Below are 24,873 nucleotides of genomic sequence, written 5' to 3' on the forward strand. Positions count from 1 at the left end.
CCGAGAAGCCGGTCGTTGCGGAAGAGCCGGCCGCTGCCGATGAGGCGGAAGCCGCAGCGCCGGCGGCTGTCGAGCCCGAGACAGCTCCGGAAGAGGTGAAGCCGGAGGCGAGCGAGGAGGCCGAGCCCGAGGCCGACGCAGACACCCAGGCCGCCGCCAAGCCCGAGGCAGTGTCCGACGCGAAGCCGGAGGACAAGCCCGAGCCCGCCGCGGCACAGCCGGAGCCGGAACTGAAGCCGGAGCCGGAGCCGAAGGCGGAAGCGGAGGCGGAGGCACCCGCGCAGCCGAAGGCCGACGCACCCGCACCCGCACCCGCCGACGGCGACTCCGCCCCACAGGGGCCACCCGCACCCGACGACGAGAGCGGCACGGGTGGTGCGGGTGGGAACGACTCGGCCGAAGGCGAAGCCGAGGCCGAGGGCAAGGCCGACGCCCCCGAGCCCGCCCTCACCCTCACCCAGCTGAAGACCCACGCCCCCAGCCTGGCCACCGCCTACAAGGCCGCCACCACCACCCTCAAGCAACACAACCTCACCGGCACCCGAGCCAAGGTCTACCTCGTCCTCGACCGCTCCGCCTCCATGCGCCCGTACTACAAGGACGGCTCCGCCCAGGCCCTCGCCGAGCAGACCCTCGCCCTCGCAGCCCACCTCGACCCCGAGGCCACGGTCCAGGTCGTCTTCTTCTCCACCGAACTCGACGGAACCGGCGAGATCACCCTCACCGACCACGAGAACAAGATCGACACCCTGCACGCGAGCCTCGGCCGCATGGGCCGCACCAGCTACCACGCCGCGGTCGAAGCGGTCCTCGCCCACCACAGCAAGGAAGCAGCGACCGACACCCCGGCCCTGGTGATCTTCCAGACGGACGGCGCCCCCGACGCCAAGACCCCCGCCACCCAGGCCCTCACCGACGCGGCCAAGTCCCACCCCACCGTCTTCTTCTCCTTCGTCGCCTTCGGCGACCCCGAGAACAAGGCCTTCGACTACCTCCGCAAGCTCAAGACTCCGAACACGTCCCACTTCCTCGCCGGCGAAACCCCCCGCGAGCTCACGGACAAGGAGCTCTACGAGGGCGTACTGGCGAACTGGCGCCCGTAAGCCCACAGGCAGCACCACACCCCGGGGGGGTGGACAAGGCACGGCGCCCCTGTCCACCCCCCGAAACACGTGTGAGTCGATCTTCGACGGACCAGTAGGATTTCGACCATGGCGGCCACTGGATCCGAGAAGCAGGGGGCGAAGGCGTACTACGTCTCGACCCCCATCTACTACGTCAACGACGCTCCTCACCTGGGCCACGCCTATACGACCGTCGCAGGCGACGTGCTCTCCCGCTGGCACCGTCAGCGCGGCGAGAAGGTGTGGTACCTCACCGGCACGGACGAGCACGGTCAGAAGATCATGCGCACCGCGGAGGCGAACGGCGTCAGCCCGCAGCAGTGGGCGGACAAGCTCGTCGAGGAGGCGTGGAAGCCCCTCTGGGAACACCTGGAGATCGCGAACGACGACTTCATCCGCACCACGCAGAAGCGGCACACGGACCGCGTCCAGGAGTTCGTCCAGGACCTGTACGACAAGGACGAGATCTACAAGGGCGGCTACGAGGGCCCGTACTGCGTCGGCTGCGAGGAGTACAAGCTCCCCGGCGAGCTCCTCGACGGCGAGGGCGAATACGCAGGTCAGAAGCTCTGCCCGATCCACAAGAAGCCCGTGGAGAGCCTCAGCGAGGAGAACTACTTCTTCAAGCTGAGCGAGTACGGCGACAAGCTCCTCGCCCACTACGAGGCGAACCCCGGCTTCATCCAGCCCGAGTCCGCGCGCAACGAGGTCGTGAACTTCGTACGCCAGGGCCTGCAGGACCTCTCCATCTCCCGTTCCACGTTCGACTGGGGCGTCCCGGTCCCGTGGGACGACAAGCACGTGATCTACGTGTGGGTCGACGCCCTGCTGAACTACGCCACGGCGGTCGGCTACAACGAGAACCAGGCGAAGTTCGAGGCCACCTTCCCGGCCGACGTCCACCTGGTCGGCAAGGACATCCTCCGCTTCCACGCGGTGATCTGGCCGGCGATGCTGATGGCCCAGGGGCTCCCCCTGCCCGGCAAGATCGCGGCCAACGGCTGGCTGATGGTCGGCGGCGAGAAGATGTCGAAGTCGAACCTGACCGGCATCAAGCCGCAGGACCTGACCTCGCACTTCGGCGTGGACGCGTACCGCTGGTACTTCCTGCGCGCGATCGCGTTCGGCCAGGACGGCTCCTTCTCGTGGGAGGACTTCTCCGCCCGCTACACCAGCGAGCTGGCGAACGACTACGGCAACCTGGCGTCCCGTGTCGCGGCGATGGTCGGCAAGTACTTCGGCGGCGTGCTGCCGGAGTCCACAGCCGACGGCGAGGCGGAGAAGGCGGTCCACGAGGGCCTCGCGAAGGCCGTCACGGAGGCGGACCGCCGGATCGGCGAAGACCTGGACTTCCAGGGCGGCATCCTGGCGATCTTCGACTTCGTCAAGCAGGTCAACGGCTACATCACGGAGCAGGAGCCGTGGAAGGTCGCGAAGGACACCTCTGAAGAGGGCAAGGCCCGCCTGGCCGCCATCCTCTACACCGCCGCCGAGTCCCTCCGGGCCATCGCGGTCCTGCTCAACCCGGTCATGCCGGAGACCTCCCAGAAGCTCTGGGACTCGCTCGGCGCCGAAGCCTCCCTCGGGGCGCTCGCGGACCAGAAGGTCCAGGAGTCCGGCGAGTGGGGCAAGCTCCCGGCCGGCGCGACGGTCACGAAGGGCGCGGTCCTCTTCCCGCGCCTGGAGGAGAAGCCGACCGCGTAACCCGCGACCCGTACGGCAACGCGCCCTGCCCTCGGTTCTCACCGGGGCAGGGCGCGAACGTTTCTCCGGCCCTCGAAAGAGTGAACGCCTTCCGTCCGCCGGAGATACGGCCTTCTGCCCACTTACATAGCCCACATGGTCACATCAGCCCATGAAGGCATGCACCGGATCTTCCAGGAGCGGCCTGAGATCCTTTCCCCGGTCTTCGGGGTGCTGGGCATCGCGTTCCCCGAGAAGGCGGCCGTCTACGCGATCGGCACCGACGTGACGGAAGCCAGACCCCTGGCGCGCCACATCGACACCGTGCTGCGCATCGGCCCGTCCGACGGGGAGGACTTCCTACTCGCCGTCGAAGCGCAGGAGAGAAGGGACACCAAGAAGGAATCGAGCTGGCCGTACTACGTCTCCTACCTCCAGGCAAAGTACGGCCTGCCAGTTCTCCTGCTCGCCGTCTGCCGCGACCGGGCGACGACCAAGTGGGCGACCGGCCCCTTCTCCTGTGGCACGCGTGGCTGGATCGCCCAGATGACGTACCCCTTGGTCGTCGGACCGGACAACCTCCCCGTGATCACCGATCCGAGAACCGCGGCGGAGAAGCCGGCCATGGCAGTGTTCTCCGCTCTGGCTCACGCCAACAGCCCCCACATCGACGCCATACTGGACGCACTGGGCCGTGCCCTCGCAGGGATGGACTGGAACGCCGCCAGCTACTTCTTTCAGTTTCTCGACTCGGCGTTGGGGGACACCCCCGCCGGAGACAAATGGAGGGACATCGTGACGTTCGTCAACTACTTCCCCGGCCGGGGCACGGTGATGGAGAAGGCCTACCTCGAGGGCGAAGCCAGAGGCGAAGCCAAGGCCATCCTCCGCTTCCTCGGAGCACGGGGCGTCTCCGTCCCCCAGGAGGCCCGCGACCGCATCGCCGGCTGCACCGACCTCGACCTCCTCAACCGCTGGCTGGACCGAACGCCCCACGTGGAGAGCGTCGACGAGCTCTTCGCCGAGGACGCGGGGCCCGCCGCGGACCGGACCGAAACCTGACCCACGGGGCGATCATGCTCGACGATCCGGACACCACACCGGAACTGCACGACTTGCTCCGGTTCACCCTGACATGCATGGGCTTGGGCATTCCGCCGGAGCGAGCAGTCGGCGATTTCCGTTCCGGGCTGGAGCTCTCTCCAGGACATGGCCCGCATCCGGGCCAGGGTGGACAAGAGGCCCGATGACGAACACGAGGACGAGGAATGGGTCAGGGGGTACACCGCCGGATACAGGGCGGCGTGGGCCGGAGCAGTCCTACGGCTCTTGGAGACGCGTGACATCGAGGTACCCGAGGAGGTCTTCCGCCCCCTCCACCTGTGTCCGGAACCGGACACCCTCACTCGCTGTCTCGACCGCGCCATCACGGTGGACACACCGGAGGAACTGTTCACCCTGGAGCCCGAGGCGTAGGTGCAGGCCGTTAGAGCTGGACAAGCGAGATGACTGCGCGGTCGGTAGCGACTTCCAGCCAACGCGCCACGTTCGCCACGTTCGACCGACACACTCAAGGCACCGGCACACGAGGGAGAGAACGATGGCATTGTTCGGCAACGCACACACCGTAGACCCGCAGTCGGCCCAGCAGGACTACGCCCGCCTCCTCGGCCACGGCGAACAGGTCCACGCCGCGTTCCTGCTGATCCGCGACACCATCCTCTTCACCGACCGCCGCCTGATCCTGATCGACAAGCAGGGCATCACCGGCAAAAAGGTCGAGTACCACTCGGTCCCCTACCGCAGCATCACCCACTTCGCGGTCGAAACGGCCGGCACCTTCGACCTCGACGCCGAACTCAAGATCTGGCTCTCCGGCTCCCAACTCCCGATCCAGAAGACCTTCACCAAGGGCGTCGACATCTACGAGGTCCAGGCAATCCTGACTCAGTTCGTGGCGAGGTAGGGCAAGAAGTCCGCCCAGACGCCGGGCGAGATCGCCAGACGAGGGCCTTCGGCGTTCTTGGAGTCGCGAACACGCACGGAGTGGCTGCGCGCCCGGGAGATGCCTCACCGCGTCACCGAGGCCGCCGAACACCTCGTCGCCGAGCTCGCCGCGAACGCCGCCACTCACGGGCGGCTCCCCGGCCGGGACTTCCGCCTCGTACTCCGGACGCGGAGCGAAACTCTCCGCATCGAGGTCACGGACACCCGCGGCGACGACCTCCCCCGCCACCGCCCACCCGCCCCCGACGCCGAGTCAGGGCGCGGCCTCCTCCTCGTCGAGGCCCTCGCCGACCGCTGGGGCGTCGAACGCGGCCCCGCCCCACGCAAGACGGCATGGGCAGAGCTCGACCTGTCAAGCCCCTGACCAGCACAAATGGCAGACGCACCGGAACCCGACGGCGTGGGCTCCGGTGCCGTCGGCGCTCTTCCCCAAGGAACACGAGTGGGAAAGAAACCGCACCAAGCCCCACCCCTCCCGCCCACGGCGGGCACGCTCACTCCCCCGAGTGAACATCACCAACTGAGCTGGATTCCACACCGGTTGCCTGCCCTACGCTCAGCGCAACACCGAGCACCACGGCACAACATCCAGACATGCAACGGCCCTCGCCGGGACTGGCATCCCAATGCGAGGGCCTGACCACCAAGGAAGTCGACACCTTCCCGATGGACAACCAAAACCCTAGCGTGCGCCCCCACGCCCAGTCCCGTAACAGCGGCAAAAACCACCCGCACCGGCACACCAGCGGGCACGCCCATCCCGGCGGCGGCGTCATCCATGACAACACCCGCCACACCACCCGCTTCACGGTGATCGGCAACCACCTCACGCAGCACCCCGACCTGTCGCTCCTCGCGATCGGCCTGGCCTGCCACATCCAGTCGCTGCCCACCGGCGCAGGGGTCGACATCAAGTCCCTCGCCGCCCGCTTCCCCGAGGGCCCCACCCGGATCGCCGCCGCCCTGCGCGAGCTGGAGACCCACGGCTACCTGCACCGCACCCGCGAACGCACACCGGCCGGCCGCATCGTCACCCGCACCGTCTCCTGCAACCAGCCGGGCCGCCGCCGCGACCACCAAACGCCCGAAGCGGCACCGCCCAACCCCCCTGCTCCTCGAACGACCGGCGCCCCACAGCGGAAACCCGCACGCCCGCGGGCTCTCCCCGCCGTACCCAAGCCCGCATACAGCTCCCCCGCCCTCCTCCAGACAGCCACCGAGGTCCTCGCCGGCCTGCGCCGCACGGACCCCCGTCTGCTCCTCTCCGCCACCGACACGGACCACCTCGCCCCGGGTGTCGCCACCTGGCTGGAACGCGACTTCACCCCCACCGCCGTACGCCACGCCCTGACCAGCAACCTGCCGAACGAGCCCCTGCACCGCCCGGCAGCCCTCCTCGCCCACCGTCTGACCGCCAAGCTGCCGCCACCACCCCCGTTCCGCGCTCCGGCCCCCACAGGCACACCCGTAGCCACGCGCCACCCGCTCAGAAACTGCGACGGCTGCGATCGAGGCTTTCGTTCCCCGGAGCCCGGCCGCTGCCGCGACTGCAGCCGGCGTGGATGAATCCACCCATCACCTGACAGGACTTCCCGTGCTGCCCTCTTTCGCCGCGAACGGCTTTCTCGCTCCGGGCCGGTACTCCATCTCCTTCGACGAAGCGCAGACCATGCTGGTCAGCGCCCCGGAGTTCGAGGACTCCTCGACACGCACACAGCTGTGGGACGGCCTCCACGACTATCTCGACCCCTTCCTGACCCTGGAAGACGAATACGCCGCTGCCCTCGACGGCCTCACCCTCATCCACAGGCTGTGGCTCGGTGGCAGCTTCGTCAGCACCAAGCTCGACCCAGGGAACATCGACGCCACGCTCCTGATCGACACACGGGCCGAGCGCGTCGTGCGCGGCAGACCTGGGTCGAAATGGCTGACCACCGCCTTCCGGAGCCGGGCCAGGATGAAGGAGAAGTTCGGCGTCTCGCCGCTTCGCATCGGATACCAGCCCGTTGCCCACATCTTCGAGCCGGAGCGCTTCACGTTCGACGAACGGACATACTTCACGCAGCGAGGTGTGTGGGACGACTGGTGGCAGCGATTCAGACTGCCCGACGGGAAGGACCGCTCACCGTCCGAAGAGAGTGCCACCCCGGCACGCGGCTATCTGGAGGTGCGACTGTGAACGGCGACAGCTGGCGTGAGCGCAGGCGCGCCCTCCACGACGACGACCCTGCTGAGGCCGAGCGCGCCTCACGTCTCCTCGAAGCGCTGGGCACAGAGAACCGGGACGACGAGGAGGTGGAGGCGGAACACCGAGCCGGTCGGCTGGCCGCGGCACGCGAGTACGCCCCGGATGCCCGACTCGAAGAGGAACTTCAGCTGCGGCTGACCGGGCCGGACACGGACGGCGGCGCCCTCCGCTTCCAGTGGGGCGACGCCCTGCTCGAACCCGTGGAACACATGGTCTCCGTCGCTGCGGGCACCCCGGTACGACTGGAACTCACCGGGATCTCCGCAGGCAGCACTGTCGTGCACGCTCGTCCCGTCGTCGCCCCCACCGGCTCCGGCGATCCCGACGCCCTGGACGCTCCCGCCACTTCCGCCGCTTCCACGGGCATCGGCACCCTCACCACGCTGCTCGACGCTCTGGAGTCCGAACACGACGTCCGCGAATGGGCGAGGCTGTTCGACGCGGTCGAAGCGGTGTCCAGAGCACTGAGCCGGTACGAACTGAACCTGGGCGTGACCTGGTACGACGCAGACGGCCACATGCGCCGCGCCCGACTGACAGAGCGGGGTAGGCACTACGTGAAACGGCTCCGGGAGACCAGGGACCGCGACCAGGAGATCACCATCTCCGGCCGCATCACGGAATTGCGCGAGAGCGGCCTGGTGAAGGTGAAGACGGGTACAGCCAAGAACGCCCCCGCCTACGACGTCCGCTTCGAGGAACCTGGGGAACTGCTGCGCATGCGCCCCGGCCTCGGAGACAACGTCCACTTCAGGGTCCGTTTCCGGCAGCAACTCGACTCCATGGGCATCGCACGGTCCACGGAATACACGTACCTCGGACCTGCCGCGCAACAGACGTCACTTCCGCTTGACCCGTAGGCCTGTCGGTTCTTCCGGACGGTCGCCGACGGCGGTCCGGGATACCTGGAGAGAGCTGGAGAAATGGTCGCCACTCCGTCCTGAGCGTGCTGGAGAAGCGTGGCATCGACATCCCCGAGGCCACCCGCGGCCGCATCACCTCCTGCACCGACCTTGACACCCTCACCCTGTGGTTCGATCGCTCCCTGACGGTCGGCACGGCAGAGGACCTCTTCGCCGAGGAGTGACCCCCCAAGAGGCACGGGCCCGCTCCCCATACAAGGAGCGGGCCCCGGAGTCTGCTCGGGTCAGCGGGCCTCGCCCACCGCCGGCTTCGCCGGGATCGTCGTCGCGCGGTTCCCGGAGCCGCCCTGCGGCCCCCGGTTGGTGTGCCGTACGAACGCCACCCCCAGCACCGCCAGGATCGACGCCGCCGAGAGTGTGTAGAGGCCTCCGTTCGTGCTGCCCGTCGTGTCCTTGAGGTAGCCGAAGAGCGTCGGGGAGACGAAACCGCCGAGGTTGCCGATCGAGTTGACCAGGGCCAGGCCCGGCGCGGCGATCTTCAGGTCGAGGCCCGACTGGGCCATCGGCCAGAACAGCGTGGCCGCGCACTTGCCGCCGACCGCGGCCAGCGTGAGGGCGACGAGGCCGAACCAGGGCGAGCCGAGGGTGGCGAGGAACGTGCCGATGGCGGACAGGACCAGGGCGATCGCCAGATAGGGACGGCGGTCCGGCGCCCGGTCGGTGAAGTGGCTCATCGTGTACATCGCGATCACCGCACAGATCCACGGGATCGCCGACAGCAGGCCGATCTGGAAGGGCGACAGCCCGCCGATCTCCTCCACCAGGCTCGGCAGCCAGAACGTGATCGCGTAGCCGGTGAGGGCCATCGCGAAGAAGACCGCGGTCAGGACCGCCACCTGCGGGTGGAAGATCAGCTTCATCCTCGACACCGACGGCGCACGGTCCCGCGCCTCCTTGTCCCGGGCCACCGCGTCGCTCAGCGCGTCCTTCTCCTCCTGTGTGAGCCACTTGGCGTCCTGGATCCGGGAGACCAGGAAGAACCCGGCGATGAAGCCGACCAGGATGGAGAAGGCCCCTTCCAGGGCGAACATCCAGCGCCAGCCCGCGATGCCGCCCGCGCCGTGCAGCTCCAGGAGCGCGCCCGTGATCGGGCCCGTGACGATGTACGCCGTCGCCGAGCCGCCCAGGAAGATCGCGCTGGCCCGGCCCCGGCTGGAGTCCGGCAGCCACTGGGTGAAGTACAGGAGCACGCCCGGGAAGAAGCCGGCCTCCGCGACACCGAGCAGGAACCGCAGGGAGTAGAACATCCACACGTTGTGGATGAAGCACATCGCCACGATCACCGCGCCCCAGGTGATCATGATCCGGGTCAGCCAGACCCGGGCACCGAGCCGCTCCAGAAGCATGTTGCTCGGCACTTCGAACAGGGCGTACCCGATGAAGAACAGGCCCGCTCCGAGGCCGTAGGCGGTGGCGCTGACTCCGACGTCGGCCCGCAGTTCGTTCTGGACGAAGCCCACGTTCGTCCGGTCCATCTGGTTGACCAGCAGCATCAGGACCAGGATCGGCAGCATGCGGCGCAGGAACTTGCTCACCGCTCGCTGCTCGACCTCGGGTATGGCGGTCGCGGCTTCTGACATCGTTGTCTCCCTCGATGTGCACATACGTGAATAGCAATCACGTACGCGTTCTCGAAGGGACCTTATGGAGGCCCGCCTTCCGGGTCAACGGATTGAGCAGAAGTACATGTATGTAAATGCGGGGCGGGTAATCCGAAGACGTCCGCCCCGCACCGACCACGTCCGTCAGCTCGCCGACGCCGACCCCGACGCACCCGGCTGGACCGCGTCACCCGTGCCGTCGTGCGTCGCCTCGGGGTCGACGCCCATGGTGAGGGTGGCGACGACGCCCTTGGCGATGGCGTTCTTGCGGTACTTGAGCTTCAGCAGCCCGCCCTCGGTCCCGTTGCCGGGGTAGATGGTGTCCTCGTCGAGGGTGGTGCGGGTCGTGGTGTTGGTGGAGTACGGCTCGGTCTCGGCGGACGCCAGCACGGACTCCTCGTCGAAGAAGAGCTGGCCGGTGTGGCAGGTGGTGCCGCCCTCGTAACCGGCCTCGGTCCAGGTGCCGTTGACATGCACCTTGGTGTGGATGTGCACACAGCGACCCTGGTACCAGCCGGGGAAGACCGTGCGGAACTCGACGAAGCCGCGCTTGTCCGTCCGCCAGGTGCCGCGCAGATATCGCTCGTCGTCGGTTGGCTCCTGGTGGCCCCCGCCGCCACCGTCCGGGGGCGGGCCCGTGGGCGTGCCGGACGGTGTTCCGGTCGGCGTACCGGAAGGCGGTGTACCGCCACCCCCGCCCCCGCTGCCCATGTCCTCGTAACCCGAGTACACGCCCAGCGCGTTGCAGTGCCAGATGTCGACGGCGGCGTTCGCGAGCGGCTTGCAGGTCTCGGAGTCGATCACCTTGAGGCGCAGGGTGAGCGGGATGCCCTCCTGGTCCTCGGTGACGTCCCGGCGGAGCTTGTCCGCGTCGATGTAGTAGGGGCCCTCGGTGGTCTCCGAGGTGAGCTTGTAGCAGGCCTCACCGGAGCCGGCCGTGGCCTTCCCCGAGGCGGCGGCCATCGGCTCCTCCCCGGCGAACGCGCCCGCCGCGAACGTACCGCCGACGCCCGCCGCCACCACCGCACCGGCGCCCGCGGCGACGACCTTACGGCGTGTCAGATCCCGTTTGTGTTTCGGCCCTTGGGCCGTTTCCTGTCCCGTCATGGGAAGGGAAGCTAGGGAGCGCGTCTGTCAGGAACCTGGGTAAGACCTGGGTAAACGCCCTGGGAACGAGCTGGGTACGAAAGTGGCTCGGAACCGACGCCGGTTCCGAGCCACCCACTGCTGTACGAAGGCCTACTTCGGCTGCGGCTTGCGCACCGACAGGTGCAGCTCCCTCAGCCGTGCCTCCTCCAGCTCCGTCGGCGCGCCCATCATCAGGTCCTGGGCGTTGCCGTTGAGCGGGAAGGAGATGGTCTCGCGGATGTTGGGCTCGTCGGCGAGCAGCATGACGATGCGGTCGACGCCCGGGGCGATGCCGCCGTGCGGCGGGGCGCCGAAGCGGAAGGCGCGCAGCATGCCGGCGAACTTCTCCTCGACCGTCTCGCGGTCGTACCCGGCGATCTCGAAGGCCTTGAGCATGATCTCCGGCTCGTGGTTCCGGATCGCGCCCGAGGACAGCTCGACGCCGTTGCAGACGATGTCGTACTGCCAGCCCAGGATGTCCAGCGGGTCCTGGGTCTCCAGGGCCTCCAGACCGCCCTGCGGCATGGAGAAGGGGTTGTGCGAGAAGTCGATCGCGCCGGTCTCCTCGTCCTTCTCGTACATCGGGAAGTCGACGATCCAGCAGAAGCGGAAGACGTTCTCCTCGAAGTGCCCGGCGCGCTTGGCGGCCTCGACCCGCACCGCGCCCATGATCTTCGAGACCTCGTCGAACTCGCCCGCGCCGAAGAACACGGCGTGACCGGCGGCCAGGGACAGGCGCTTGGTCAGCTCGGCGACGTTCTCCTCGGTGAGGAACTTCGCGATCGGGCCGGACAGCGAGCCGTCCTCGGCGACACGGACCCAGGCCAGGCCCTTGGCGCCCTGCGTGACGGCGAAGTCACCGAGCTGGTCGAAGAACTTGCGCGGCTGCGCCGAGACGTCCGGCACCGCCAGGGCCCGCACGTGCTTGCCGGCGAACGCCTTGAACTCCGAGCCCTCGAAGATGTCGGTGATGTCGGTGAGTTCGAGCTGGGCGCGCAGGTCGGGCTTGTCGGAGCCGTACTTGAGCATCGCCTCGCGGAACGGGATCCGCGGGAACGGCGAGGTGACGTGGCGTCCGCCGCCGAACTCCTCGAACAGCTCGGTCATCAGCTTCTCTACCGGCTGGAAGACGTCCTCCTGCTCGACGAAGCTCATCTCGACGTCGAGCTGGTAGAACTCGCCCGGCGAGCGGTCGGCGCGGGCGTCCTCGTCGCGGAAGCAGGGCGCGATCTGGAAGTAGCGGTCGAAGCCGGAGATCATCAGCAGCTGCTTGAACTGCTGGGGCGCCTGGGGAAGGGCGTAGAACTTGCCCGGGTGCAGACGGGACGGGACGACGAAGTCGCGGGCGCCCTCGGGGGAGGTCGCGGACAGGATCGGCGTCGCCATCTCGTTGAAGCCCAGCGCCGTCATCTTGTGCCGGATCGCCGAGATGACGGCCGTGCGCAGCATGATGTTGCGGTGCATGCGCTCACGGCGCAGGTCCAGGAAGCGGTACTCCAGGCGCCGCTCCTCGTTGACCCCGTCCTCGGCGTTGATGGTGAAGGGCAGCGGGGCGGCCGCGCCGAGCAGCTCGACGTCGCCGACCTCGACCTCGACCTCACCGGTCGGCAGCTCGGGGTTGATGTTCTCGGCGCCGCGGGAGACGACCTTGCCGTCGATGCGGACGGTCGACTCCTTGGAGAGCTTGTCGAGAGCCTCGTAGGAGGGGGTGCCGGGACGGGCGACGAGCTGCGTGATGCCGTAGTGATCGCGCAGATCGATGAAGAGGATGCCGCCCAGGTCGCGCCGATTGTGCAGCCAGCCACTCAGCCGGACGTCGGTGCCGACGTCAGAGGAGCGGAGCTCGCCGCAGGTGTGGGACCTGTACCGATGCATCGTCGTTCATCCAGTCTTCGCTGCTCGGGGGCTGATCACGATCTGTGTTTCACGTGAAACTGGTCCCCAGCGTACCGGGCAGGGCAAGATCGGCTCTCCACAGTTAACGATCGAGCACACTTCAGTCATCGGTGGCAGGGTTCGATCCCCTCTTCTTAAAGTAGGGCGATGCGCACTGGCGAGCCCCTGCCCGCCGTGGGGGAGGCCCTCGCCGCCCTCGCGACCGGCCTCTGGCACTGGGACACCGCTACCGGGTTGGTCACGGTCGACGCCGAGGCGGCACGGCTGCTCGGGCTGCCCGCCGAGCAGGCCAGCCTCACGGAGGCTCAGGCCCGGGCCCGGCTGCACCCGGTCGACTGGAACGAGATCACCGGCGTGGTCCAGCTCGCCGTCGCCGAGGGCACCCTCGCCGAGGTGCGGGTCCGCGTCATGGACGAGCAGGGCCGGATCGTCCGCATCGTCCGCAGCCGCTCCAAGCCGTCCTTCGACCGGGTCCACAAGGCGTACCGGCTGATCGGCACCCTCCAGGAGGTCACCGAGCCGACCCCGGGCACCCCGGCCGGGCGCAGCGCGGTCACCGGCGACTGGCGGCGCTCGCGGGAGGCGTTCCTGCTGGACGCGGGCCGGGCGCTGGCCGAGGCGCGCTCCACGCAGGAGGTGCTGCGGGTCACGGCCAATCTGTCGATGCCGGGGTTCTCGCCGGACGGCCTCGCGGTGTTCGGCGTGGCGGGCGACCGGCTGACGATCATCGGCCACCACGGGCAACAGGCGGGCGACGACAGCCCGTTCTCGGACATGCCGCTGGACACGGACTACCCGGCCGCCGAGGCGGCGCGCACCGGCCGGGCCGTGTATCTGTCCTCCCCCGAGCAGTACAAGGCCCGCTATCCGCTGACCTGGCCGCTCGCCGAGCGCTTCGGCCGCCGGTCCTGGGCGTTTCTGCCGCTGACCGTGGCCGGACGCACGATGGGCGCGTGGATGGCCGCCTTCACCTACCCCGTCGCCTTCACGCCGGACGAGCGGTCCGTGCTGGCGACGGTGGCGCGGATGCTGGCGCAGGCCCTGACCCGGGCGGGCGTGGCCGAGAGCGAACGGGCGCTGACCGACGGGCTTCAGCGCACGATGCTGCCGAGGCTCGGTTCGCAGCGCATCCCGGGTATGAGCGTCGCCGCCCGCTATGTCCCCACCGGCGGCGGACTCCAGGTCGGCGGCGACTGGTACGACGTGATCCCGCTGCCGAGCGGGCGGTTCGCGCTGGTCATCGGCGACGTCCAGGGGCATGACGTCCACGCGGCCGGGCTGATGGGTCAGCTACGGATCGCCCTGCGGGCCTACGCCTCGGAGGGGCACCGGCCGGACGCGGTGCTCTCCCGCGCCGCCCGCTTCCTGCACGGCATCAGCGACGAGGACCCGTCCGACCCGCGCTTCGCGACCTGCGTGTACGTCGAGGTCGACCCGGCGACGGGGGTGCTGGACATCGCGCGTGCCGGGCACCCGGACCCGGCGTTCCGGATGGCCGACGGCACAGTGCTGACACGGCCGACGTCGGGCGGCCTGCCGCTCGGCATCGACCCGGACGCCGACTACCCCACGACCCGGCTGGCGCTGGAGCCCGGCGAGACCATGCTGATCTGCACGGACGGCCTGATCGAGACCGGCGGCCACGACCTGGACACCGGCTGGCGGCGGCTGCGCGTGATCCTGGAGGAGCACAAGGGCGATCTGGAGGAACTCGCCGACACCCTGGTGCAGGCCGTGCACGGGCCGTCCTCGCACCACACCACCGGCCCGCTGGCCGACCGCCGCGAGGACGACATCGCCATGCTCCTGCTGAGCCGGGAGGGCGAGGGCTGCGGGTGCGGAGACACCATGACGGCGGCGCGCCCGGTGCGGCGTACGGTGCTGACGGTCGCGCAGGCCGAGCCCGAGCGGGTCGGGGCGGCCCGGCAGCAGTTGCGCGAGCTGCTGCACGACTGGGCCTCGCCGGACCAGCTCGACTCGGCGGTACTGCTGCTGTCCGAGCTGCTGACGAACGTCCTCGTGCACACCGACTCCGACGCGTTGCTCGTCGCCGAGATCACCGGCGCGGTGGGGGAGCGGCGGCTGCGGATCGAGGTCACGGACGGCGGTGACGACCTGCCGCACAAGCGCAGACCCGGGGAGCTGGCGTCCTCCGGCCGCGGCCTGGTGCTGATCGAACTGCTCGCGCACGCCTGGGGGGTGGACCCGCGGGGCGAGGGCAAGAGCATCTGGTTCGAGCTCTACGAGTCCGTGGACGGCTCGGGCGACGGCTCCTGGTCGCCGTAGCGGGCGCGCAGCTCCCGCAGGACGCCGAAGGCGGCCGCGGTGAGGGGCACGGCCAGCAGCAGGCCGAGCAGCCCGGCGACGGACGCCCCGGCCGTGATCGCCACCAGCACCACCGCCGGATGCATCTGCACGGTCCGGCTCTGGATCAGCGGCTGGAGCACATGCCCCTCCAGCACCTGCACCGCGAGTACGACCCCCAGCACCCACAGCGCGATGACGAACCCCCGGTCGGCGAGCGCGACCAGCACGGCCACGGCGCCCGAGATGAAGGCGCCGAGGTAGGGGATGTAGGCCCCGACGAAGACCAGCGCGCCCAGTCCCGCAGCGCCCGGCACGTCCAGGACGAGCAGGCCCACGGTGATGCAGAGGGCGTCGATGAGCGCGATGAAGGTGGTACCGCGCATGAACCCCTCGACGGCCTGGAAGGCCCGCCGTGCCATGGCCTCCAGGGTGTCGGCCGACCCGCGGGGAGCCAGCGCCCGCAGCGTCCCGGTGACCTTGTCGGAGTCGCGCAGGAAGAAGAAGACGAGCAGCAGCGCGAGCACGGCCATGGCAAGGGACTCGCCGACGACACTGACCCCGCTGATCACACCGGAGGCGGCTGTGCCGCCGAACTTGCCCAGCAGCTCCCGGGCGTTGGAGGCGAGGTCGTCCAGCGAGGTTCCGGCGGCCCCGAAGTGCTCGGAGACACCCCGGGCGGCCTGCCTGAGCGAGGCGACGATCTCATCGCCCGTGTCGACGATCGCGGCGACCACGATGTACACGGCCCCGCCCACCACGGCGACCACGGCGACACACGTCAGCCCGGCCGCGACCGACCGCTGCACCCCGGCCTTCACGAGCCGCCGGTGCAACGGCCCGAGCAGCGCCGTCCCCAGCAGCGCCAGCAGCACGGGCACGACAGCGGTCCGGAACTCGTCACACAGCCGGATCCCGACGTAGACGACCCCGGAGACGAGCAGGATCAACGCGCACCAGGCGGCCAGGCGCCGGAGGGGGCCCGGGAGAAGCGTCCCGGCCCCGGCCGCGATCGGATCGGAGTCCCGCACCCCTCCACCCGACCACGCCCCAAACGCCCCGTCCCGCCGAAACGGGCCGGCCGGGTGACGGGGCGTCAACGCCGAGGGGGCGTCGCGCGTGCGACGCCCCCCTGGTGGTGTCCGTGTCGTCAGTCCTGCGGGCCGCTCGCGGTCATGCCGTGCACCGCCGGCACCGTGCCCAGCCGGCCCTTCTGGAAGTCCTCGAAGGCCTGCATGAGCTCGTCCTTGGTGTTCATCACGAACGGGCCGTAGTGCGCCATGGGTTCGCGGATCGGCTGTCCGCCGAGCAGGACGACCTCCATGTCCGGCGTGTTCGAGTCCTGCTTCTCGTCCGCGCGGACGGTCAGCGACGAGCCCGCCCCGAAGACGGCCGTCTGGCCCGTGTGGACCGGACGGCGGTCGACGCCGACGCTGCCCCGGCCGGCCAGGACGTACGCCAGGCCGTTGAAGTCCTCGCGCCACGGCAGCGTGAGCTCCGCGCCCGGCGCCAGCGTCGCGTGGACCATCGTGATCGGGGTGTGCGTGATGCCGGGGCCCGCGTGCCCGTCCAGCTCACCGGCGATGACCCGCAGCAGCGCGCCGCCGTCGGGGGTGGTGAGCAGCTGGACCGAGCCGCCGCGGATGTCCTGGTAGCGCGGGGCCATCATCTTGTCCTTGGCCGGGAGGTTCACCCACAGCTGGAGGCCGTGGAAGAGCCCGCCGGACATGACGAGATGCTCCGGTGGCGCCTCGATGTGCAGCAGACCCGAGCCCGCGGTCATCCACTGGGTGTCGCCGTTGGTGATGGTGCCGCCACCACCCTGGCTGTCCTGGTGGTCGAAGATCCCGTCGATGATGTACGTGACGGTCTCGAAGCCGCGGTGCGGGTGCCAGGGCGTGCCCTTCGGCTCGCCCGGCGCGTACTCCACCTCGCCCATCTGGTCCATCATGATGAACGGGTCGAGGTGACGGTAATTGATCCCCGCGAAAGCCCGGCGCACCGGGAAGCCCTCGCCCTCGAAACCGCTCGGAGCGGTCGTGACGGCGAGCACGGGACGTGCCACGGCGTCGGTCGGCGCGGTCACGCGGGGCAGCGTCAACGGGTTCTCGACGGTCACTGCAGGCATGTCGGTTCCTCCTCGTGTACGCCCAGTTTAGTTGAGCGTTGAACTTTCTGCCACCCCAAACAGAGAAAACCGGGAGGGCATTCCCACCGGATCGCGGCCCGAACCCCGGGAGACCGATCTGGACACCGACACGGACACCGACATGGACAGCGACACGGACACCGACATGACGGAAGGCCGGCACCCCGAAGAGGGTGCCGGCCTTCGTCCGGGCCGGTCAGGGCCGGTCAGGCGGCCAGCCCGTGCTCCTCGTTCTCGACCCCGGAGGGCTCCGCCTTGCGGTCCCGCATCACCAGCGTGGCCACCACGGCCGCCGCCAGGACACCGATCGCGCTGATCGTGAAGGTCGTCGACATCGAGGCGGTGAAGGCCTCGCGAGCCGCCCGGACCAGGCCCGTGTCGCCGCCGGCGACGGCCAGGGCCCCGCCGATGGACTCCTTGGCCTGCCCGGGAGCACCGGCCGGCATCGCGTCGGCGTAGCCGCTGGAGAGCAGGGAGCCGAGGATCGCGATACCGAGGGCGGTGCCGGACTGCTGGATGGTGTCGTTGAGGGCGGAGCCGACGCCCGCCTTGTCCTCGGGGATGGTGCCCATCAGCGCGGCCACCGCGGCCGGCATCGCGAGGCCCGCACCCAGACCCAGGATCCCCAGCGCCACGGCCGGGACCGTGAACCCGCTGTCGGCGTCGAGCGTGGTCAGCAGCCCGAAGGAGGCGGCCATCAGCAGCATCCCGGCGAGGATGACGACCCGGTTCCCGGCCTTCACGGCGAGCTGCGCCCCGGCGGCGTTGCCTGCCAGCGCGGCCACGGCCAGCGGCAGGAAGGCGAGGCCCGCCTTGACGGCGGAATAGCCGAGCACGAACTGGAGGTACTGGGTCAGGACCAGCAGCAGCCCGGCGTTGCCGATCTGGACGAGCGACAGGGAGAGCGAGCCACCGCTGAAGTTGCGGTTCTTGAAGAGGACCAGCGGGACCATCGGCGAGCGGGTGACGTTCTCCCAGATCACGAAGCCGGCCAGGGCGATCAGCGCGACGGCCAGGACGACCAGGGAACGGCCTTCGAACGCGCCGTGCTGCGGAATCTCGATGATCCACCACACCAGGGCCGTCATGCCCACCGCGGACAGCACCGCGCCCAGCGGGTCCGGCTTCTGCCACGGCGCCTTGGACTCCGGCATCAGCAGCACACCGGCCAGCAGCGCCAGCGCGACGATCGGCACGTTGATCAGGAAGATCGCCTGCCAGGCGAAGTGGTCGATCAGCACACCGCCGAGGACCGGGCTGCCGACCAGCCCCAGCATCGACACCGAGCCCCAGGCCGCCATCGCCTTGGGCCGCTCGTCCTCGTCGAAGACGGTGATCAGGATGGACAGCGTCGACGGCATGATCAGCGCCCCGCCGACCCCCATCGCGATCCGCACGGCGATCAGCTCACCCGGAGTGGAGCAGAACACCGCCCCCAGCGAGGCCGCCCCGAACAGCAGCAGGCCGATCAGCATCACCTTCCGGCGCCCGAACCGGTCCCCCAGGCTTCCCGAGGTCAGCAGCAGTCCGGCGAAGACCAGGGTGTAGGAGTCGAGGATCCACTGCATGTCCTGGGTGCTCGCGCCGATGTCCTCGGTCAGCGTGGGCACCGCCACCGTCAGCGCCATGTTGTCGACGACCAGCACGAGCGTGCTCAGGCAGAGCACCACCAGGATCCACCAGCGGCGTGGATTACGAGCGTCCATGTCTGCTTTCCCCTCCCGCGAACACCGTTCCTTCGATGCGAACACTGTACGCACAGCGGAACAGTGTGCGCAACCCTTGAGTTCTGTACGCTGAATGCGCACGCTGTTCGCAGAGGGCCGGAGCCGAGCGCCAGGAGGAGTGTCGATGCCCAAGAGCACGAAGACGACGGAGAAGAACCCGATCCCGTCCGTATGGACCCGTGAGCAGCGCCGCCCCGACCAGCCCGCGCTCAGCAGGGACGCGATCGTGCGGGAGGCGATCGCGATGCTCGACGCCGACGGCATCGAGGCGCTCAGCATGCGCAAGCTCGGCGCCCGCCTGAACGCGGGCGCGACGTCGCTGTACCGGCACGTCGCCACGAAGGACGAGCTGATGGAGCTCGCGGTGGACGAGGTCGCCGCCGAGATCCACGTCCCGCCGGCCGGCGGCCCCGACTGGCGCGCGGCGGTGACCGAGGCCGCCGGATCCTTCCGTACGACCGCGCTACGGCACCCCTGGCTGACCCTGGTCCTGGGCCAGGCCGGGCTCGCCTACCTCGGGCCCAACTACATGGCCTTCTCCGAGCGGCTCGCGGCGCTGTTCACCGCGGCGGGGTTCCCCGAGCCGAGCCGGGCGATCGACGCGGTCTTCTCGTACGTCATCGGCATGAGCACCACGGAAGCGGCCTGGCTCACCACCGTCGCCCGCTCCGGCGAGACCGAGCCGGAGTTCGTCGCGCGGCTGCTGCCCGCGGCCCGGGAGGCCTCCGCCGACTACGACCACCTGGCGGCCGCGGATGCCCGGACCGCGGGCCAGGCCGTCGACCCCGCCCGGATCCGGGACGACAAGTTCGCCTACGGCCTGGAGGTCGTCCTGGACGGGCTGGCGCTGCGCCTGCCGAAATAGCAGGTCAGCCGCCGTCCGCGCAGCAACGGCGGCTAGCCGTCTGCGCAGCAATGGCGTCTAGCCATCTGCGCAGCAATGGCGTCTAGCCATACATCCGGCGCATCGCGAACTCGACCATCTGCTCGACGGCCTTCGCGTCGAACACCATCCGGTGCTCGCCCTCCATGTCGAGGACGAACCCGTAGCCGGTCGGCAGCAGGTCCAGCACCTCGGAACCGGTGATCACGAAGTACTTGGACTCCTTGCCCGCGTACCGGCGCAGCTCCTTGAGCGTGCTGAACATCGGGATCACCGGCTGCTGGGTGTTGTGCAGCGCGAGGAAGCCGGGGTTGTCGCCGCGTGGGCAGTAGACCTTCGACGTCGCGAAGGCCTGCTGGAAGTCCTCGGCGGCCATCTGCCCGGTCGTGAACGCGCGCACCGCGTCCGTGAGGGAGGGCGGGGACGGCTCGGGGTACAGCGGCGGCTGCTGCCCGTATCCGCCGGACATCGGCTGCTGCGGAGGGGCGTACTGCGCTTGCGGGCCCGCTGTCTGGTCGTAGCCGTACATGGGCGCAAGCGTACCGAGAGCGGCCGGGCGCACGGGCCGGTACGGCACAGTCCTGGCGAACCGACAGCGACTCGACAGTGACTTGACAGCCGCGGCTATGGATTGCCGCGGCCGCCGCTCATAGCGTCGGTGCCATGAACGGACGCGATGCCGAGGGCCCGCACGAACACGACAGAGGCCTCTCCCACGACCTCCCCGTCCTCGCCCGCCGCCGGATGATCCGGCTGGTGGCGGGCGCGGGCCTGATTCCGCTGGTGGGCTGCACGCCGCAGGAGAAGACCTCGGCGTCGCCCTCGTCAACCGGCGCCTGCGCGGAGATCCCTCCGGAAACGGCCGGCCCGTTCCCCGGCGACGGCTCGAACGGTGTGAACGTCCTGAAGGAGAGCGGGGTCGTCCGCACCGACATCACACGCAGCTTCGGCGACTCCGCGGGCGGCACGGCCGAAGGCATACCCCTGACGATCACGCTCACGGTGGTGGACGCGGCCTCCGGCTGCGACGCCCCGAAGCGGGGCGCCGCCGTCTACCTGTGGCACTGCGACCGGGACGGCGCCTACTCCCTGTACTCCGAGGGCGTCACCGAGGAGAACTACCTGCGCGGCGTCCAGGAGACCGACGACGAGGGCCGCGTCACCTTCAGGAGCGTCTTCCCCGGCTGCTACCAGGGCCGCTGGCCGCACCTCCACTTCGAGGTCTACGGCAGCCTGGCCGACGCCACGGCGGCCACGTCGATCACGAACACCTCGCAGCTCGCCTTCCCGAAGGACGTCTGCGACACGGTGTACGCCACGGACGGCTACGGCGAGAGTGTTTGGAACCTGAGCGGCCTCTCGCTGGAGAGCGACGGCATCTTCAGCGACGGTCACGACCGTCAGCTGGCCACGATGACGGGCAGTACGGGGGACGGCTACACCGCGACACTGACCGTTCCGGTGTGACCTGTCACAGATGACAGGTTGGGGTTGCTTCTTATTACCGACGGGTAGCATCATCGTAGCTACTTGTTGGTACGTGAACTAGCGCGAGGATCCAGTGCCTCGCCGATCTCTCTACGGAGCCGGGAGCCGTCGCCATGGGGCACTACAAGTCGAATCTCCGCGACATCGAGTTCAACCTCTTCGAAGTACTCGGACGCGACAAGCTGTACGGCACCGGTCCGTTCGAGGAGATGGACGTCGAGACCGCGAAGAGCATCCTGGAGGAGCTGACCCGCCTCTCGGAGAACGAGCTGGCCGAGTCCTTCATCGACGCCGACCGCAACCCCCCGGTCTTCGACCCGGAGACCAACACCGCGCCGGTCCCGGCGTCCTTCAAGAAGAGCTACCAGGCCTTCATGGACTCCGAGTACTGGCGCCTCGGCCTCCCCGAGGAGATCGGCGGCACCACCTCGCCCCGCTCCCTGATCTGGGCGTACGCCGAGCTGATCCTGGGCGCCAACCCGGCCGTCTGGATGTACTCCTCGGGCCCCGCCTTCGCCGGCATCCTCTTCGAGGAGGGCAACGAGGTCCAGAAGCACATAGCCAAGGTCGCCACGGAGAAGCAGTGGGGCTCCACGATGGTGCTCACCGAGCCCGACGCCGGCTCAGACGTGGGCGCCGGCCGCACCAAGGCCGTGCAGCAGGAGGACGGCTCCTGGCACATCGAGGGCGTGAAGCGCTTCATCACCTCCGGTGAGCACGACATGTCGGAGAACATCCTCCACTACGTGCTGGCCCGCCCCGAGGGCGCCGGCCCCGGCACCAAGGGCCTGTCCCTCTTCCTCGTCCCGAAGTACCTCTTCGACTTCGAGACCGGCGAGCTGGGCGAGCGCAACGGCGTCTACGCCACGAACGTCGAGCACAAGATGGGCCTGAAGGCCTCCAACACCTGCGAGATGACCTTCGGCGACCAGCACCCCGCCAAGGGCTGGCTGATCGGCGACAAGCACGACGGCATCCGCCAGATGTTCCGCATCATCGAGTTCGCCCGCATGATGGTCGGCACGAAGGCGATCTCCACGCTGTCGACCGGTTACCTGAACGCGCTGGAGTACGCCAAGGAGCGCGTCCAGGGCCCGGACCTCGCGAACTTCATGGACAAGACCGCGCCCAAGGTCACCGTCACCCACCACCCCGACGTGCGCCGCTCGCTGATGACGCAGAAGGCGTACGCGGAGGGCATGCGGGCGCTGGTCCTCTACACGGCTTCCGTCCAGGACGAGATCCAGGTCAAGGAGGCCGCGGGCGAGGACTTCTCCGACCTGGAGGCCCTGAACGACCTGCTCCTGCCCATCGTCAAGGGCTACGGCTCCGAGAAGGGCTACGAGCAGCTCGCCCAGTCGCTCCAGACCTTCGGCGGCTCCGGCTTCCTGCAGGAGTACCCGATCGAGCAGTACATCCGGGACTCCAAGATCGACACCCTCTACGAGGGCACCACGGCGATCCAGGGCCAGGACTTCTTCTTCCGGAAGATCGTCCGCAACCAGGGCGCCGCGCTGAACTCCCTCGCCGAGGACATCAAGAAGTTCCTGGCGCTCGGTGAGGGCGGCGAGGAGCTGGCCGGTGCCCGCGAGCACCTCGCGAAGGCCGCCGTGGAGCTGGAGGCGATCGTCGGCCTGATGCTGACCGACCTCGCGGCCACCGAGCAGGACGTCAAGAACATCTACAAGGTGGGCCTGAACACCACCCGCCTGCTGATGGCCTCCGGTGACGTCGTCGTCGGCTACCTGCTGCTCAAGGGTGCCGCGGTCGCCGCCGGGAAGCTGGAGACGGCCTCCGCCAAGGACAAGGCCTTCTACACCGGCAAGATCGCCGCGGCGAGGTTCTTCGCCGCCAACGTCCTGCCGGGCGTCACCCTGGCCCGCAAGGTCGCCGAGGGTGTCGAGCTGGACCTGATGGAGCTGGACGAGGCCGCGTTCTAGATCATCACGACCTCCGTCCGAGGGCCTGTTCCCTTCCCCGGGAACGGGCCCTCGGCCGTCGCTAAGGTGAACCCATGACCGAACCAGCCCGCCCGTCTCCCACCGCCGCCCTTGCAGCGAGCGCTTCGCGCGCACCTCTTGCTTTCGACCGCGGCCACACCGACGACCTCATGACCTTCCTGGCGGCGAGCCCCTCGCCGTACCACGCCGTGGCGACCGCCGCAGAGCGGCTGGAGAAGGCAGGCTTCCGGCAGGTCGCGGAGACGGACGCCTGGGACGGTACGCACGGCGGCAAGTACGTGCTGCGCGGCGGCGCGATCGTCGCCTGGTACGTGCCGGAGGACGCCACGCCCCACACGCCGTTCCGGATCGTCGGCGCCCACACCGACTCCCCCAACCTGCGCGTCAAGCCGCTGCCCGACAGCGGGGCGCACGGCTGGCGCCAGGTGGCAGTGGAGATCTACGGCGGGCCGCTGCTCAACTCCTGGCTGGACCGCGACCTGGGCATCGCCGGCCGGCTGACCTTGCGCGACGGCTCGACGCGCCTGGTCAACGTCGACCGGCCGCTGCTGCGCGTCCCGCAACTCGCCATCCACCTGGACCGCTCGGTGACGGCGGACGGGCTCAAGCTCGACAAGCAGCGGCATCTGCAGCCGGTCTGGGGCCTGGGCAACGATGTGCGCGACGGCGACCTGATCGCCTTCCTGGAGGAGACGGCCGGCCTCCCCGCGGGCGAGGTCACCGGCTGGGACCTGATGACCCACTCCGTGGAACCGCCCGCCTACCTGGGCCGCGACCGCGAGCTGCTGGCAGGCCCGCGCATGGACAACCTGCTCTCGGTGCACGCCGGCACGGCGGCCCTGGCAGCCGTCGCCTCGTCGTCGTCGAAGCCGACGTCCATCCCGGTCCTGGCCGCCTTCGACCACGAGGAGAACGGCTCCCAGTCCGACACGGGCGCGGACGGGCCGCTGCTCGGCAACGTGCTGGAGCGTTCGGTGTTCGCACGCGGCGGCTCCTTCGAGGACCGGGCCCGCGCCTTCGCCGGCACGGTCTGTCTGTCCTCCGACACAGGTCACGCCGTCCACCCCAACTACGCGGAGCGGCACGACCCGACGCACCACCCGCGCGTCAACGGCGGCCCGATCCTCAAGGTCAACGTCAACAACCGCTACGCCACGGACGGTTCGGGACGCGCCGAGTTCGCGGCGGCCTGCGAGCAGGCGGGCGTGCCCTTCCAGTCCTTCGTCTCCAACAACTCCATGCCCTGCGGCACCACGATCGGCCCGATCACCGCCGCCCGGCACGGCATCAGGACCGTCGACATCGGCGTGGCCATCCTGTCCATGCACAGCGCCCGCGAACTGTGCGGCGCCGACGACCCGTTCCTCCTGGCGAACGCGCTCACCGCGTTCCTGAAGAGGTAGAACAGGCCGTCACCGCATGGGTGTTCCCCACCGGGGTACCCGGGGTGCGGACCGGAAGGACCGGACCGTACAGGGAGGCGACACAACATGGGCCTCGGCGGATGCATCATCCTCATCGCCGTGGGAGCCATCCTCACGTTCGCGACCGACTGGGACATGCAGGGGGTCAACCTCGACCTGGTCGGCATCATCCTGATGATCGTCGGACTGATCGGCGTCACCACGTTCAGCAGCATCGCCCGGCGCCGCCGCGTCGTGGTGCCCCCGACGACGCCCGGCGTCGTCGAGGACCCAGCGGTGCACCACCGCCGCGACGGCTACAGCGACGGATACGGGGTGTGACGCGCC

General features: G+C 69.4%; 24 protein-coding genes. 16 read left to right on the forward strand and 8 right to left on the reverse strand.

All coding sequences use genetic code 11. The features are described 5' to 3' along the window. From ACWIF2_RS11325 to ACWIF2_RS11345, 5 genes are all read left to right on the forward strand, one after another. The coding region (locus ACWIF2_RS11325; protein ID WP_454359895.1) for a VWA domain-containing protein at window positions 1–1,103 on the forward strand (1,103 nt) is incomplete at its 5' end. Window positions 1,104–1,211: 108 nt separating this feature from the next. Further along, entirely contained in the window at window positions 1,212–2,828 is a 1,617-nt protein-coding gene (gene metG, locus ACWIF2_RS11330) for a methionine--tRNA ligase (protein ID WP_454359896.1), read from the forward strand. A gap of 159 nt (window positions 2,829–2,987) precedes the next feature. Then, a complete protein-coding gene (locus ACWIF2_RS11335; RefSeq protein WP_454359897.1) occupies window positions 2,988–3,869 on the forward strand; it encodes a hypothetical protein in 882 nt (293 codons plus the stop codon). Between the two features lie 147 nt (window positions 3,870–4,016). After that, entirely contained in the window at window positions 4,017–4,283 is a 267-nt protein-coding gene (locus ACWIF2_RS11340; RefSeq protein WP_454359898.1) for a hypothetical protein, read from the forward strand. A gap of 124 nt (window positions 4,284–4,407) precedes the next feature. After that, window positions 4,408–4,773, forward strand: coding sequence for a PH domain-containing protein (locus ACWIF2_RS11345; RefSeq protein WP_454359899.1), 366 nt, complete (start codon window positions 4,408–4,410; stop codon window positions 4,771–4,773). Here ACWIF2_RS11345 and ACWIF2_RS11350 read toward each other — a convergent pair. Next, entirely contained in the window at window positions 4,755–4,850 is a 96-nt protein-coding gene (locus tag ACWIF2_RS11350) for a DUF397 domain-containing protein (RefSeq protein WP_454359900.1), read from the reverse strand. The two genes, ACWIF2_RS11345 and ACWIF2_RS11350, sit on opposite strands and share 19 nt — an antisense overlap. A gap of 22 nt (window positions 4,851–4,872) precedes the next feature. On the opposite strand from ACWIF2_RS11350, the gene ACWIF2_RS11355 reads away from it, so the two are divergent. The 5 genes from ACWIF2_RS11355 (at window position 4,873) to ACWIF2_RS11375 (ending at window position 8,149) form a co-directional block, all read left to right on the forward strand. After that, window positions 4,873–5,178 (forward strand): ATP-binding protein, encoded by a 306-nt coding sequence (locus ACWIF2_RS11355; protein WP_454359901.1) that lies wholly within the window; start codon window positions 4,873–4,875, stop codon window positions 5,176–5,178. 302 nt (window positions 5,179–5,480) lie between these two features. Continuing rightward, entirely contained in the window at window positions 5,481–6,380 is a 900-nt protein-coding gene (locus tag ACWIF2_RS11360) for a helix-turn-helix domain-containing protein (protein ID WP_454359997.1), read from the forward strand. 28 nt (window positions 6,381–6,408) lie between these two features. Then, window positions 6,409–6,993: a DUF6932 family protein gene (locus tag ACWIF2_RS11365; protein WP_454359902.1), complete on the forward strand. Its 585-nt coding sequence runs from the start codon at window positions 6,409–6,411 to the stop codon at window positions 6,991–6,993. After that, on the forward strand, window positions 6,990–7,922 hold the full coding sequence (locus tag ACWIF2_RS11370; protein WP_454359903.1) for a hypothetical protein: 933 nt from the start codon (window positions 6,990–6,992) through the stop codon (window positions 7,920–7,922). The genes ACWIF2_RS11365 and ACWIF2_RS11370 overlap by 4 nt, the downstream gene beginning before the upstream one ends. Before the next feature lie 86 nt (window positions 7,923–8,008). Then, window positions 8,009–8,149, forward strand: coding sequence for a hypothetical protein (locus ACWIF2_RS11375; protein ID WP_454359904.1), 141 nt, complete (start codon window positions 8,009–8,011; stop codon window positions 8,147–8,149). A gap of 60 nt (window positions 8,150–8,209) precedes the next feature. Here the strand turns inward: ACWIF2_RS11375 and ACWIF2_RS11380 are convergent, their stop codons facing one another. From ACWIF2_RS11380 to aspS, 3 genes are all read right to left on the reverse strand, one after another. Then, entirely contained in the window at window positions 8,210–9,565 is a 1,356-nt protein-coding gene (locus ACWIF2_RS11380) for an MFS transporter (RefSeq protein WP_454359905.1), read from the reverse strand. Window positions 9,566–9,730: 165 nt separating this feature from the next. After that, window positions 9,731–10,693 carry an intradiol ring-cleavage dioxygenase gene (locus ACWIF2_RS11385; protein ID WP_454359906.1) on the reverse strand — a complete coding sequence of 321 codons (963 nt, stop codon included), beginning with the start codon at window positions 10,691–10,693 and terminating at the stop codon, window positions 9,731–9,733. Between the two features lie 132 nt (window positions 10,694–10,825). Next, window positions 10,826–12,589 carry an aspartate--tRNA ligase gene (gene aspS / locus ACWIF2_RS11390; protein ID WP_454359907.1) on the reverse strand — a complete coding sequence of 588 codons (1,764 nt, stop codon included), beginning with the start codon at window positions 12,587–12,589 and terminating at the stop codon, window positions 10,826–10,828. Window positions 12,590–12,757: 168 nt separating this feature from the next. Between aspS and ACWIF2_RS11395 the strand changes: the two genes are divergently transcribed. Continuing rightward, complete coding sequence (locus tag ACWIF2_RS11395) at window positions 12,758–14,896, forward strand: SpoIIE family protein phosphatase (protein WP_454359908.1); 2,139 nt, start codon at window positions 12,758–12,760, stop codon at window positions 14,894–14,896. Here ACWIF2_RS11395 and ACWIF2_RS11400 read toward each other — a convergent pair. The 3 genes from ACWIF2_RS11400 to ACWIF2_RS11410 all read right to left on the reverse strand — a co-directional run bounded on the left by ACWIF2_RS11400 (window position 14,851) and on the right by ACWIF2_RS11410 (window position 18,769). Then, window positions 14,851–15,945, reverse strand: a complete 1,095-nt coding sequence (locus tag ACWIF2_RS11400; protein ID WP_454359909.1) for an AI-2E family transporter — start codon at window positions 15,943–15,945, stop codon at window positions 14,851–14,853. The genes ACWIF2_RS11395 and ACWIF2_RS11400 overlap by 46 nt on opposite strands. 119 nt (window positions 15,946–16,064) lie before the next feature. Further along, window positions 16,065–17,042: a pirin family protein gene (locus ACWIF2_RS11405; RefSeq protein WP_454359910.1), complete on the reverse strand. Its 978-nt coding sequence runs from the start codon at window positions 17,040–17,042 to the stop codon at window positions 16,065–16,067. 227 nt (window positions 17,043–17,269) lie between these two features. Beyond that, entirely contained in the window at window positions 17,270–18,769 is a 1,500-nt protein-coding gene (locus ACWIF2_RS11410) for an MFS transporter (protein ID WP_454359911.1), read from the reverse strand. A gap of 145 nt (window positions 18,770–18,914) precedes the next feature. Between ACWIF2_RS11410 and ACWIF2_RS11415 the strand changes: the two genes are divergently transcribed. Continuing rightward, window positions 18,915–19,655, forward strand: a complete 741-nt coding sequence (locus tag ACWIF2_RS11415; protein ID WP_454359912.1) for a TetR/AcrR family transcriptional regulator C-terminal domain-containing protein — start codon at window positions 18,915–18,917, stop codon at window positions 19,653–19,655. Between the two features lie 82 nt (window positions 19,656–19,737). On the opposite strand, the gene ACWIF2_RS11420 is transcribed toward ACWIF2_RS11415, so the two are convergent. Further along, entirely contained in the window at window positions 19,738–20,202 is a 465-nt protein-coding gene (locus ACWIF2_RS11420; protein WP_423571071.1) for an SseB family protein, read from the reverse strand. A gap of 134 nt (window positions 20,203–20,336) precedes the next feature. On the opposite strand from ACWIF2_RS11420, the gene ACWIF2_RS11425 reads away from it, so the two are divergent. From ACWIF2_RS11425 to ACWIF2_RS11440, 4 genes are all read left to right on the forward strand, one after another. Further along, on the forward strand, window positions 20,337–21,140 hold the full coding sequence (locus ACWIF2_RS11425) for a dioxygenase family protein (RefSeq protein WP_454359913.1): 804 nt from the start codon (window positions 20,337–20,339) through the stop codon (window positions 21,138–21,140). Between the two features lie 134 nt (window positions 21,141–21,274). Next, the gene (locus ACWIF2_RS11430) at window positions 21,275–23,101 is read left to right on the forward strand and encodes an acyl-CoA dehydrogenase (protein ID WP_454359914.1); all 1,827 of its coding nucleotides are present in this window, start codon (window positions 21,275–21,277) and stop codon (window positions 23,099–23,101) included. Between the two features lie 74 nt (window positions 23,102–23,175). Continuing rightward, window positions 23,176–24,525, forward strand: coding sequence for a M18 family aminopeptidase (locus tag ACWIF2_RS11435; protein WP_454359915.1), 1,350 nt, complete (start codon window positions 23,176–23,178; stop codon window positions 24,523–24,525). 87 nt (window positions 24,526–24,612) lie between these two features. Further along, complete coding sequence (locus tag ACWIF2_RS11440) at window positions 24,613–24,867, forward strand: DUF6458 family protein (RefSeq protein ID WP_030846811.1); 255 nt, start codon at window positions 24,613–24,615, stop codon at window positions 24,865–24,867. The last annotated feature ends 6 nt before the right edge of the window (window positions 24,868–24,873 follow it).

It is taken from the genome of Streptomyces sp. NPDC055506 (assembly GCF_053643595.1).